The following is an 11,970-nucleotide window of genomic DNA, read 5'->3' as shown; positions in this document are numbered from 1 at the left end:
GGTTGGCGCGTCAACAGAGCGCACATCCATGTCCCACCGATTCCGCGCCGTTCCGAGGACGGACACCCCCCGGCGCGGCCCCGACCCACCACCGAACCCCTGGCGCCACCCGCACTCCCACCGGAGCCGCTCAGCCGCCGGAGGCCCCCGCACGGTCCAGCAACCCCGTACGCGCGGCCAGCGCCGCCGCCTCCAGCCGCGACCCCACGCCCAGTTTCATCAGGACCCGCTGCACATGCGTACGCGCCGTCGACGGAGCGATCCCCATCCCCGCCGCGATCAGCCGCGTGTCCTCCCCGTCCGCGACCCGCACCAGCACCTCCACCTCCCGAGGCGTGAGCATCTGCAGCAGCCGCTGCCCCTCGTCGTCGGGCTGCGCCGCCGGATTCAGCAGCTCACCGAAGGCCCCCTGCAACAACGCGGGCGCCACCGCCGCCTCCCCCGCCCGCGCCTTCATGATCGCCCGCTCGACGCCCTCTATGCGCTCGTCGTGCCGTACGTACCCCGACGCCCCCGCCGCGAACGCCGCCGCGATGCCCCGAGGACTCGGCACCGGCCCCAGCACCAGCACCGCCACCTGCGGACGCTCCCGCTTGATCCGCACCACCGGGTCGAAGATCCCCGGCTCGGCCGGCGTCGCCGTCCCCAACAGGCACACCTCCGGCGCCCGGCTGATCACCAACTCCGCCGCCCCCGCCGTCGGCGCCGCCGCCGCCAGCACCCGGTGCCCCCGCAGCTTCAGCGCCGAGGCCAGCGCCTCGGCGAGCAATCGGTGATCGTCGACCACCATGAGCCGTACTCCCATGGAGCAACCCCCCAGTCACCCAGTCCCCGGCACCCATGCCCCCGGCATGCCCCGGGATGCTCCCGGAAGCTACACGCTAGCCAGCCCTCGCGCTGCCCCTACCCGTGAGAACCGCCCCGGAGCGCCGCATCACCACCACGCGCCCGGCCCCGCCCCCTGGAATGAGCCGGACAGGGACGGGGCCGGTACGGGCACCGAGCAAAACCAGGAGCGAGGGCGTCAGCCGCTGGTGCCGAACCCGATCGCCAGGTACTCCTTCTCGTCCGCACTGGTCGGCTCGCTGGCGTACACCTGCGACATGAACAGGTGCCCCTGCGAGTAGATCAGCTCGGAGTAGTCCGGCGACATGCTGGACTCCACGTCCCGCACCGCTTCCGTCGCCGGGTTCTCCAGCAGCGTGGTCTGCTTGAACGTCCCGCCGTCGATACTCACGACCTGGCCGCCCTTGTCGTACGGCGGGCGCTTGTAGGCGATCACGTTGCCGCCGTCCATGCGCAGCGGGGTGATCGTGTAGTCCTCGCCGGAGTCCGCGCGCTGGCCGGTCTGCTTGCCGGTGGTCAGGTCGAAGGCGACGACCTCGTTGACCCGGCTGGACGACTCGTGGCCGCCCTCGTGCTCCTCGGTCGCGATGTAGAGCTTGCCGTTGCCGGTCGCGAGCCCGTTGCAGCTCTCGGTCCTGGTGATGCTGTCGCAGCGCGCCGCGAACTGGTCGCCGGGCGCGGAGATGCGGGTGAGCAGCTTGCCGGTCTTGTTGTCGATGGAGAAGAAGTCCGAGATGCCGCTGCCGTCACCAGCGGAGTCACCCACGTCGGCGGCCACGACCAGCGGGTCCGTCGACACGACGCCCGCGTAGTCGATGCCCTTGGCCATCTTGTACTCGGAGAGCACCTTCCCGCTCTTCGGGTCGATGGTCTGGATGTTCAGCTGACGGGCGTCGTACGAGCCGCACTTGCGCACCGCGACCAGCTTCTCGCCGCCGCCGTAGCCCGCGTCGTAGCAGGTGTCGGTGGTCTTCGGGGACCACAGGATCTCGCCCCCAGCGAGGTCGAAGGCGACGCCTCCGTCGGTGCTGCCCGCGGCGACGGTGCCCCCGCTGATCGTGACGTTGTCGAAGGAGATCGGCTCGTCACCGGCGGTCTTCGTCCAGACCTTCTTCCCGGCGTCCAGGTCGAGCACCGCGACCTGGGTGCAGCCGTGCGAGGGCTCGGCCTTGGTCGGCATGGCGGGCTGGTGGACGATCACCGTCTTGTTGTCGTCGGTGACGTGCCGGGTGGTCGCGCAGACCGGACCGTCCAGCTTGATGGTCCACTTCTTGCTGCCCTTGGCGGGGTCGTACCCGACGACCTCGGCGATGCCGCTCTTGGCGTACACCTTGTCGGTGAGCCACGAACCGGAGACGTCGGCGCTGTTGTCCTCCTTGCTCACGGGGGGCATCGGGACCTGGAAGAGCACCTTGGCCGCCGGATCGGCGGGCGCCTTCTCCTGGGCGCCGGAGGACTTCCCGCCGTCGCCGCCCTTCTGGTCCGTACCACCGCCGTCGCCGCCCGTGGCGCCGCCGGAGCTCGCGGTGTCGTCCTTGCCCCCGTCGTCGGAGGAACCGGCGTACCAGACCCCGCCGCCGATGACCAGAGGGCTGACCGGGCTGCCCGTAGGCCGGCGTCGGCTGACCGGGCTGCCCGTAGGCCGGCGTCGGCTGACCGGGCTGCCCGTAGGCCGGCGTCGGCGGCCCGTACGGCCCGGGCTGACCGGGCTGACCGGGCTGACCGGGCTGACCCGGGTAGCCGTACCCGGGCTGAGGCTGAGGCTGGGAGGGCGGCGGCGCCTGCGGATACCCGTACCCCGGCTGCTGCGGCGGCGGCCCCGCCGGCGGCGTGGCCGGAGCCGCGGGCGCCTGCGGCGGCGTGGGCGGCTGCTGCGGCGTGGGGGCCTGCTGCGGCGTGGGGGCCTGCTGCGGCGGCTGGTTCTGCGGCGGCCCGAAGCCGCCCCCCTGCGGGGGCTGGTGGGGCGGCGGGGGCGGCGGCTGGGTCATGACGTGAGCACCTCGGAGAGCGGAGACGACGGGGACGGAACGAGCCGCGCGGCGGCGGCCGAGGAAACGGGGAACGAGGGAGAAGAGGTCACTTGCCGTAGGCGAGCATCAACTTCTCCTTCGACTCGTCGTTCCCGGTCAGGCGGGTGCTGGAGATGTAGAACCGCCCGTCGACCCAGTCGATGTCCTTGGAGTAGAAGCCGTTCTCGATGTCCGCGACGCCCTGCGGGTTCTGCAGCAGCTTGGCCGGCTTGTGGCTGCCGCCGCCGGTCGGGATGGACACGACCTGCCCGCCCGCGTCGTAGGACGGCTGGACGTACGCGATGAGCTGGTCGCCCTCGACCTTCATCGGCATCATCGACTCGTCCGCGGGGGACTTGGTGCGCCACTTCTCCTTGCCGGTGGCAAGGTTGATCGCGACGATCTCGTTGGCGCCGCTGGTCGCCTCGGTCGGCAGGTAGAGCGTGCCGCCGGCGACCGCCACGCCCGAGCAGCCCTGGAGATCGCGTTCGAGGATGGCCCAGCCGCACTCGGGGGCGAAGTCCTCGTCGACGCCGACCTGTTCCTGGACCTTGCCCCCGGAGGTGAAGCTGGAGATGTTCCAGACCTTCTTGTCCTCGTTGGTGGCGTAGACGACCAGCGGATCGACGGAGTAGGCGCGGGCGATCCGCCAGTCCTTCTCGTACTTGTAGGTCCACAAGACCTTGCCGGTCTTCGGGTCGAGCCCCTGAAGCTCGTCGTGCGCGTTGTTGCCGCCGGCGCCGCAGGAGGCGACCTGGACGAGCTTGGTCGCGCTGCCCGCGAACCCGGCGGGGAAGCAGGCGTCGCCGTACTTCTTCTTGTCGTACAGCTTCTTGCCGCTGCGGACGTCGTAGGCGGTGCCGGACTGGGAGCGGCCGACCATCAGGACGTCGCCGCTGAGCGAGAGCTCGAGGGAGAGCGTCGAGTCGAACAGGTCCCCGTCGGCGACCTCCTCGGTCCAGCCCTTCTGGCCGGTGGCGAGGTCGATCTCCTGGAGCTTGTTGCACTTGGCGCGGTCGCTGGAGCCGCTCATGTAGGCGACGACGATCTTGTCGGCGGCCGTCTTCTCCGGGGTGACCGAGCAGATCTTCTCCGGGAAGGCGATCGGGTCCCAGGCGGGCTTGCCGTTGCCGACGTCGTAGGCGAAGACCTGCTTGTACGCCGCCTTCACCGCGGCCTTGCCGGTGATCCACATGCCGTCGGCGTCGGCGCCGGAACCGGGGGCGTCGGGCGCCTCCTTATACCAGAGCACCTTGGCCTCGCCCGCCTGCCGGCCCTCGTTGAGGTCCTCGGGGTCCTCGCCGCCGTCGCCCCCGCCGTCCCCGGGGTCGACCGGAGCGCCGCCCTTGGAGCCGGAGGGCTTCGGGTCGTCGGTCTTGGCGACGACAGGCTTCTTGTCCTTCTCGTCGTCACCGCCGCTCGCGGTGACCGCCCACACGCTGCCGCCGATGACGAGCAGGGCGAGGGCGGCGGCGCCGACGGCGAGGGCGGGTTTGCCCTTGAAGGGGTTGCGTGAGCCGGGGCCGCCGGGCGGCGGCGTGCCGGGGACGCCGGGGGCGCCCGGGTACTGCTGCTGCGGGTAGCCGTAGCCCGGCTGCTGACCGTAGGGTCCCGGCTGCTGCGGCTGGGCGTACGGACCGGAGTTGTACGGTCCGGGCTGCGCGTACGGCCCCGGCTGGGCGGGCGGGGCGGGCTGCTGCGGGTATCCGTAGCCGGGCTGCTGCGGCGGCGGACCGGGCGGCGGCCCCTGCGGGGGCGGCGGGGTCGGTGCCCCGAAGCCTCCCTGCGGCGGGTCCTGCGGTGCTCCGAAGCCACCCGGCTGCGGCGGCTGATTCGGCGGCTGGCTCATCAGCGCGTTCCCCCTTATTACTCACTGATTTTTAGCCACGCCCCGGGTCACGCGCTGGCCCCGGAGTCGTCGTAGGCGATCGTTCACCTGCCTCGGACCGCCCTGGGACAGTCCTCGGACGGCCTTTCTATCACCCACGGCCAACCGCCCACGGGGCCGCGTCCGCCCCTGTTCCCAAGGGAGGACCGGCCCGTGATGCCCTTGTTACGAGCCTTCACGTGCCCTTTACATCGCCCGCGCGCCCGGCGCACGCGGTCGCTCAGGCGTCTTCGGCCAATTCCAGCCAGCGCAGCTCCAGTTCGTCGCGCTGGCCCGCCAGCTCGCGCAGCTCGGCGTCCAGTTCGGCGACCTTCGCGAAGTCCGTGGCGTTCTCGGCGATTTGCGCGTGCAGCTTGGTCTCCTTCTCGGAGACCTTGTCCAGCTGCCGCTCGATCTTCTGGAGCTCCTTCTTGGCCGCGCGCACGTCGGCGGCGCTCTTCTCGGGCACGGCGGCGGCGGGCCTGGCCGCCACGGCCGGGGCGCTCGACCCGGCGGCCTCCTCCATGCGCCGGCGCCGCTCCAGGTACTCGTCGATGCCGCGCGGCAGCATCCGCAGCGCGCCGTCACCGAGCAGGGCGAAGACCCGGTCGGTGGTGCGCTCGACGAAGAACCGGTCGTGGGAGATGACGATCATCGAGCCGGGCCAGCCGTCGAGGACGTCCTCCAGCTGGGTCAGGGTCTCGATGTCGAGGTCGTTGGTGGGCTCGTCGAGGAAGAGGACGTTGGGCTCGTCCATGAGCAGCCGCAGCAGTTGCAGCCGCCGCCGCTCACCGCCGGACAGGTCCCCGACCGGCGTCCACTGCTTCTCCTTGCCGAAGCCGAAGGTCTCGCACAGCTGCCCCGCGGTCATCTCGCGCCCCTTGCCGAGGTCGACGCGCTCCCGGACGCGCTGCACGGCCTCCAGCACCCGCCAGTCGGGGTCCAGCTCGGCGACCTCCTGCGACAGGTACGCCAGCTTGACGGTCCTGCCGACCCGTACCTGCCCGCCCGCCGGCTGCCGCTCGCCCTCGCTGCGGGCGGCCTCCGCCATGGCGCGCAGCAGGGAGGTCTTTCCGGCGCCGTTGACACCGACCAGGCCGATGCGGTCGCCGGGGCCGAGCTGCCAGGTGACGTGCTTGAGCAGCACCTTGGGACCGGCCTGGACGGTGACGTCCTCCAGGTCGAAGACGGTCTTGCCGAGCCGGGAGGAGGCGAACTTCATCAGCTCGCTGCTGTCCCGGGGCGGCGGCACGTCGGCGATCAGCTCGTTGGCGGCCTCGACCCGGAAGCGGGGCTTGGAGGTGCGGGCGGGCGCCCCGCGCCGCAGCCAGGCCAGCTCCTTGCGGACCAGGTTCTGCCGCTTGGTTTCCTCGGTGGCGGCGATGCGCTCGCGTTCGGCGCGGGCGAAGACGTAGTCGGAGTAGCCGCCCTCGTACTCGTAGACGTCGCCGCGCTGCACGTCCCACATGCGGGTGCAGACCTGGTCGAGGAACCACCGGTCGTGGGTGACGCACACGAGCGCGGACCGCCGTTCGCGCAGGTGCCCGGCGAGCCAGGCGATGCCCTCGACGTCGAGGTGGTTGGTGGGTTCGTCGAGGACGATCAGGTCCTGTTCCTCGATGAGCAGCTTGGCCAGCGCGATCCGGCGCCGCTCGCCGCCGGAGAGCGGCCCGATCACGGTGTCGAGCCCCTGCGGGAACCCCGGCATGTCCAGCCCGCCGAACAGCCCGGTCAGCACGTCCCTGACCTTGGCGTTGCCCGCCCACTCGTGGTCGGCCATGTCGCCGATGACCTCGTGCCGGACGGTGGCGGCGGGGTCGAGGGAGTCGTGCTGGGTGAGCACCCCGAGCCGCAGCCCGCCGGAGTGGGTGACCCGGCCGGTGTCGGGCTCCTCCAGTCTGGCCAGCATCCGGATCATGGTCGTCTTGCCGTCGCCGTTGCGCCCGACGACACCGATGCGGTCCCCCTCGGAGACGCCGAGGGACACGCCGTCGAGGAGTGCACGGGTGCCGTACACCTTGCTGACGTTCTCGACATTGACCAGATTGACGGCCATTTCTCTCCTGCCTGGGGGATCGATCAGCCTTCAAGCGTAGGCCCTCCGGGGGGTGGGGGGACGCTGGCCCGGGTGGTCACTCTTTGTGGTGACGCGTGTCGGAGCGTCCGGCTACGGTGGGGAGCAGGCAGCAGGATCCCGCATATGGGAGGAACCATGACCGCCGAGTCCGTAGAGCACCGCGTTCAGTGGCCGGTGCCGCCGCAGGACGGATACACCGTGGACGACCTGTTCACGCTGCCGGATCTCCCGCCGCACACAGAGTTGATCGACGGGAGCCTGGTCTTCGTGAGCCCGCAGCGCCGTTTCCACTACCTGGCCATCGACCTGCTGTTCAACGGGCTACGCAGCTCACTGGCGGCTGGACTCAGTGTCGAACGCGAGATGACCGTTCTCCTGGACGAGCGCAACGGCCCCGAGCCCGACATCAGCGTGGTGCGCGACGACGCGGTCACCGGATTGGATCAGACCAGCTTCCAGGCCGGGGACGTCCTCCTCGCCGTCGAGGTCGTGTCCCCGGAATCCGAGTCTCGCGACCGCACCACAAAGCCTCACAAGTACGCCGCCGCCGGCATTCCGAGCTACTGGCGCGTCGAACAGGACGGGCCCCAAGGCGGGCTCGTCGTCCACGTCTACGAACTCGACTCGATGAGTAAGGCCTACGTACACATGGGCCTGCATCGAGACGTCATCAAGGTCGACAAGCCCTGCGCAATCGGCATCGACTTGTCAGCGCTCGGCGGGCGGTAAGCCCCTCACACCACCGTCGCCCCCGCCGCCGCACCCACCGCCGTACGCACGTCCCGGCACGTCCCCGACGCCCGCAGCACGCCCGCGATGTCGGAGGCGGACCTGGCGTCGGTCGCGAGGAAGGCGGTGGTCGGCCCCGAGCCCGAGACGACGGCCGCCAGCGCTCCCGCCGCCCGGCCCGCCGCGAGGGTGTCGGACAGTTCGGGGAAGAGGGAGAGCGCGGCGGGCTGGAGGTCGTTGGAGAGGGCGACGGCGAGCGCGGCGGCGTCCCCCTTGGCGAGGGCGTCGAGCACCGCCTGGTCGGCGACCGGCTCCGGAATGTCCAGTCCCTCCCCCAGCCGGTCGAACTCGCGGTAGACGGCCGGCGTCGACAGCCCCCGCGCCGCCAGCGCGAACACCCAGTGGAAGTCGCCGCCCACCTCCAGCTCCCTCAGCCGCTCGCCCCGCCCGGTGCCCAGCGCGGCCCCGCCGACCAGGCTGAACGGCACGTCGCTGCCCAGCTCGGCGCAGATCTCCAGCAGCTCCTCGCGACGGGCGCCGGTGCCCCACAGGGCGTCGCAGGCGAGCAGCGCGCCCGCGCCGTCCGCGCTGCCGCCCGCCATGCCGCCGGCGACGGGGATGTCCTTGGCGATGTGGAGGTGGACGTCGGGAGCGCGGTCGTACCTCGCGGCCAGCGCCTCGGCCGCGCGCGCCGCGAGGTTGGTGCGGTCCAGCGGGACCCGGTCGGCGTCAGGACCCTCGCAGGTGACGCGGGGCCCGTCGGCGGCCGGGGTCGCGGTGATCTCGTCGTACAGGGAGACCGCGAGGAAGACGTTGGCCAGGTCGTGGAAGCCGTCGGGGCGGGCGGCGCCGACCGCGAGCTGGACGTTGACCTTGGCGGGGACGCGGACCGTCACGCTCACTTGCTCGTCACTCCCTGCTTCTCGACTTCTTATGCTTTGTGCTCGGCGATACGCGCGAACTCTTCCACGGTCAGCGCCTCTCCGCGCGCCTGCGGCGACACGCCCGCGGCGACGAGCGCGGCCTCGGCGGCAGCGGCGGACCCCGCCCATCCGGCGAGCGCGGCCCGCAGGGTCTTGCGGCGCTGGGCGAACGCGGCGTCGACGACGGCGAAGACCTCCGCCTTGGACGCGGTCGTCCTGAGCGGTTCCGTCCGCCGGACGAGTGACACGAGCCCGCTGTCCACGTTGGGCGCGGGCCAGAAGACGTTGCGGCCGATGGAACCGGCGCGCTTCACCTCGGCGTACCAGTTGGCCTTCACGGAGGGGACGCCGTACACCTTCGAACCGGGTCCGGCGGCGAGCCGGTCGGCGACCTCGGCCTGCACCATGACGAGGGTCCGCTCGATGCTCGGGAAGGTGTCGAGCATGTGGAGCAGGACGGGGACGGCGACGTTGTAGGGGAGGTTCGCGACCAGCGCGGTCGGGGCGGGCCCCGGCAGCTCCCGCACGTGCATGGCGTCGCAGTGCACGAGCGCGAACCGGTCGGCGCGCTCCGGCATGCGGGCGGCGACGGTAGCGGGCAGGGCTCCGGCGAGGACGTCGTCGATCTCGACGGCGGTGACCCGGTCGGCGGCCTCCAGCAGGGCCAGGGTGAGCGAGCCGAGACCCGGTCCCACCTCGACCACCACGTCGTCGGGGCGTACCTCGGCGGTGCGGACGATGCGGCGGACCGTGTTCGCGTCGATGACGAAGTTCTGGCCGCGCTGCTTGGTGGGGCGCACGCCGAGGGCGGCCGCGAGTTCACGGACGTCGGCGGGGCCCAGGAGGGCGTCGGGGGTGGGGCTGCTCACCCCGCAAGGGTAGCCGGGGGCGGGGCGGCCTCATTCCCGCAGCCGGGCGCCGCAGTGCGGCCAGGCGTCGGCGCCGCTGCGCACGTACAGCTTCTGCGCCCGGTAGGTCTGCTCCGCGGCCGACGCGTCCTCCGGGCGGCCCTCGCCGCCGAGGTCGTGCCAGGTGGCGGCGTCGAACTGGTAGAGCCCCCCGTACGTCCCGGACGGGTCGACGGCGTCCGCGCGCCCGCCCGACTCGCAGGCGGCCAGGCCCGGCCAGTTCAGGTGGTCGGCGCCGTGGACGGAGGTCGGCCGGGGCCGGGTGCCGACCCGGACGATCCGCGGGCTGGGCTCGCGGACCAGCTCGGTGCGCAGGCGGCGCGGCTTCTGCCGGACGCCGTTGACGGTGCGCAGGGCGTAGGTGGTGCGGCGCAGTCCGGGCCGGCCCGCCTGCTGGACGACCTCGGTGCCCCGGAAGAGGGTGGCGTCCTCGGTCCGTCGCTCGTCGAAGGGGACCGGGTCCTCGCGGACCTCCTGGGACCCGGTGATCCGCAGCACCGTGACGGTCTGCCCGTCGCGCGGGAAGCCACCGGCGGGCACGGAGGTGGTGTCCTCGCCGCGCAGGGTGACGCCGGCCTCCTCGACGGCCTCGCGCACGGTCGCGGCGTTGGTGCGGACGGTGCGGGTCCGGCCGTCCGCCATCACGGTCACCACCCGCTCGGTGCGCACCACCAGGGCGAGTCCCTCGCGGCCGATGCGCCGGGAGCCCTCGGCCGACAGGTACGCGCCCTGCGTGCGCACGCCGAGCCGGCGCAGCGCCCCCTCCACCGTCTCCGCGGTCGTCCACACCTGGCGCCGGTGGCCGTCGAGGGTGAGCAGCAGGGGCCGTCCGTACCGGACGGTGACGTCCTCACCGCTGGTCAGCGGGGTGCCGGGGGCGGGCGTGATCACGTCGTGGGCGCCCACCTGGACGCCTTCCTCGGCGAGCAGCTCGGTCACGTCGTCGGCGAAGGTGTGCAGGGTGCGCGGGGCGCCGTCGACGGTCAGCTCGACCGCCTTGTCCTTGGCGACGAAGGCCGTGGTGCCGCCCGCGAGGAAGGCCACGACCAGCGCGCGCGGCAGCAGTCTGCGCAGGGAGGCGTCCGCACGCCCCGCACCGCGCGCCCGGCGCCGGCGCTCGGCCCGCCCGTCGCCCGGCACGCGGGACGACTGCGGCGGCTGCGGCTGCGGCTGCGGCTGCGGCTGCGTTTGTGCCGCCTGCGGCGCGGTGCCCTGCCGGGGCAGCGCGGGCGCGGTCGGCTCGTGGACGGGCGGCGCGGGCCGGTACGGGTCGCCGTACCCGTACGGCAGGGTCGGCGCGCTGTGCACGTCGTACCGGTCGTACCCGTCGACGTCGTACGGGTACGAGTCGTACGGGTACGAGTCGCTCCCGTATCCGTACGCGTACGGGTTGTACGGGTACGGGTTGTACGGGTACGGGGCGAGGTACGGGTGTCGCTCGAACACCTCGGTTGTCTCGAACTGCGTTCCGCTCACGCCGACACGCTCCAGGGGTCCGGATCGGGCCCCCAGAACCTAGCGGAGCGTTCGTCACTCTCCCAAGTCGCGCCGCTACACAGCGTGGCGGACCGGCGGGGGGGCTCAGTACCCGAAGGCGCGGGCCGTGTTCGCGGCGAGGGCGGTGGCCAGGGTGTCCTCGTCGACGCCCCGCACGTCCGCCATGGCACGCACCGTCACCGGCACCAGGTAGGGGGCGTTCGGCCGGCCCCGGTAGGGCGCGGGCGTCAGGAACGGCGCGTCGGTCTCCACCAGGACCAGCTCGGGCGGGGCCACGGCGAGGGCGTCGCGCAGGTTCTGGGCGTTCTTGAAGGTGACGTTGCCGGCGAAGGACATGTAGTACCCAGCGCGGGCGCAGACCTCGGCCATCTCCGCGTCGCCGGAGTAGCAGTGGAAGACGGTGCGCTCGGGGGCGCCCTCCTCCTTGAGGACGCGCAGGACGTCGGCGTGGGCGTCGCGGTCGTGGATGACGAGGGTCTTGCCGTGCCGCTTGGCGATCTCGATGTGGGCGCGGAAGGACCGCTCCTGCGCCTCCTTGCCCTCGGGCCCGGTGCGGAAGTGGTCGAGTCCCGTCTCGCCGACGCCCCTGACCTGCGGGAGGGCCGCGAGCCGGTCGATCTCCGCGAGGGCGTCGTCGAGGGCGGCGTCTCCGCCGGGCTGCCGCGCCCCCTGCCGGGACCAGCCGTCGGGGTCCCCGTGCACGATGCGCGGCGCCTCGTTCGGGTGCAGGGCGACGGTGGCGTGGACGGCGTCGTGCGCCGCCGCGGTCTCAGCGGCCCAGCGGGACCCGGCGAGGTCGCATCCGACCTGGACGAGGGTCGTGACGCCGACCGACGCGGCCTTGGCGAGCGCCTCCTCGACCGTGCCGGACTGCATGTCGAGGTGGGTGTGCGAGTCGGCGACCGGTACCCGCAGGGGCTCGGGCAGCGGGGGCGCGGTGTGCTTGTCGGACCGTCCCGGGGCGTTCGAAGACATGCCCCGATCCTACGGAAGCGCCCGCGCGCCCCCGAAGCGCCGGCTAGGGCCTGTTGCGAAAGTGCTGGTCACAGCCATTCATTGATGGCTGCGACCAGCACGGTCGCTTCGTAGCGGACGGCGAGTTTGTCGTACCTCG

Annotated in this window: 8 protein-coding genes and 1 pseudogene; 1 reads left to right on the top strand and 8 read right to left on the bottom strand. The window is 72.5% G+C overall.

Translation table 11 applies throughout. The features are described 5' to 3' along the window. Positions 1–130 precede the first annotated feature (130 nt). From IE94_RS0133575 to IE94_RS0133555, 4 genes and pseudogenes are all read right to left on the bottom strand, one after another. Positions 131–805, bottom strand: a complete 675-nt coding sequence (locus IE94_RS0133575; protein WP_030192019.1) for a helix-turn-helix transcriptional regulator — start codon at positions 803–805, stop codon at positions 131–133. A 219-nt stretch (positions 806–1,024) separates the two neighbouring features. Continuing rightward, positions 1,025–2,834: pseudogene (locus IE94_RS0133570) on the bottom strand (outer membrane protein assembly factor BamB family protein). A gap of 88 nt (positions 2,835–2,922) precedes the next feature. Further along, complete coding sequence (locus tag IE94_RS0133560) at positions 2,923–4,704, bottom strand: outer membrane protein assembly factor BamB family protein (protein WP_030192013.1); 1,782 nt, start codon at positions 4,702–4,704, stop codon at positions 2,923–2,925. Between the two features lie 259 nt (positions 4,705–4,963). Further along, positions 4,964–6,778: an ABC-F family ATP-binding cassette domain-containing protein gene (locus IE94_RS0133555; protein WP_030192010.1), complete on the bottom strand. Its 1,815-nt coding sequence runs from the start codon at positions 6,776–6,778 to the stop codon at positions 4,964–4,966. A 156-nt stretch (positions 6,779–6,934) separates the two neighbouring features. On the opposite strand from IE94_RS0133555, the gene IE94_RS0133550 reads away from it, so the two are divergent. Continuing rightward, a complete protein-coding gene (locus tag IE94_RS0133550; protein ID WP_030192008.1) occupies positions 6,935–7,528 on the top strand; it encodes a Uma2 family endonuclease in 594 nt (197 codons plus the stop codon). Positions 7,529–7,533: 5 nt separating this feature from the next. Here the strand turns inward: IE94_RS0133550 and IE94_RS0133545 are convergent, their stop codons facing one another. From IE94_RS0133545 to IE94_RS0133530, 4 genes are all read right to left on the bottom strand, one after another. Next, positions 7,534–8,430, bottom strand: coding sequence for a 4-(cytidine 5'-diphospho)-2-C-methyl-D-erythritol kinase (locus tag IE94_RS0133545; protein ID WP_030192005.1), 897 nt, complete (start codon positions 8,428–8,430; stop codon positions 7,534–7,536). Between the two features lie 29 nt (positions 8,431–8,459). Next, on the bottom strand, positions 8,460–9,320 hold the full coding sequence (gene rsmA / locus IE94_RS0133540) for a 16S rRNA (adenine(1518)-N(6)/adenine(1519)-N(6))-dimethyltransferase RsmA (protein WP_030192004.1): 861 nt from the start codon (positions 9,318–9,320) through the stop codon (positions 8,460–8,462). Between the two features lie 30 nt (positions 9,321–9,350). Further along, complete coding sequence (locus tag IE94_RS0133535) at positions 9,351–10,667, bottom strand: resuscitation-promoting factor (protein WP_245235375.1); 1,317 nt, start codon at positions 10,665–10,667, stop codon at positions 9,351–9,353. Between the two features lie 273 nt (positions 10,668–10,940). Continuing rightward, the gene (locus tag IE94_RS0133530) at positions 10,941–11,831 is read right to left on the bottom strand and encodes a TatD family hydrolase (RefSeq protein ID WP_030192002.1); all 891 of its coding nucleotides are present in this window, start codon (positions 11,829–11,831) and stop codon (positions 10,941–10,943) included. Between the last annotated feature and the right edge of the window lie 139 nt (positions 11,832–11,970).

This window comes from Streptomyces violaceorubidus (assembly GCF_000717995.1).
GTDB classification, from domain to species: Bacteria; Actinomycetota; Actinomycetes; order Streptomycetales; family Streptomycetaceae; genus Streptomyces; species Streptomyces violaceorubidus.
The sequence above is the reverse complement of the archived record's forward strand: the minus strand, read 5'-3'. Positions and strand labels throughout refer to the sequence as shown.

Coding starts and splice junctions, on each gene's coding strand:
- IE94_RS0133575 (WP_030192019.1), bottom strand. CDS start 805: ATGGGAGTACGGCTCATGGTGGTCGACGATCACCGATTGCTCGCCGAG.
- IE94_RS0133560 (WP_030192013.1), bottom strand. CDS start 4,704: ATGAGCCAGCCGCCGAATCAGCCGCCGCAGCCGGGTGGCTTCGGAGCA.
- IE94_RS0133555 (WP_030192010.1), bottom strand. CDS start 6,778: ATGGCCGTCAATCTGGTCAATGTCGAGAACGTCAGCAAGGTGTACGGC.
- IE94_RS0133550 (WP_030192008.1), top strand. CDS start 6,935: ATGACCGCCGAGTCCGTAGAGCACCGCGTTCAGTGGCCGGTGCCGCCG.
- IE94_RS0133530 (WP_030192002.1), bottom strand. CDS start 11,831: ATGTCTTCGAACGCCCCGGGACGGTCCGACAAGCACACCGCGCCCCCG.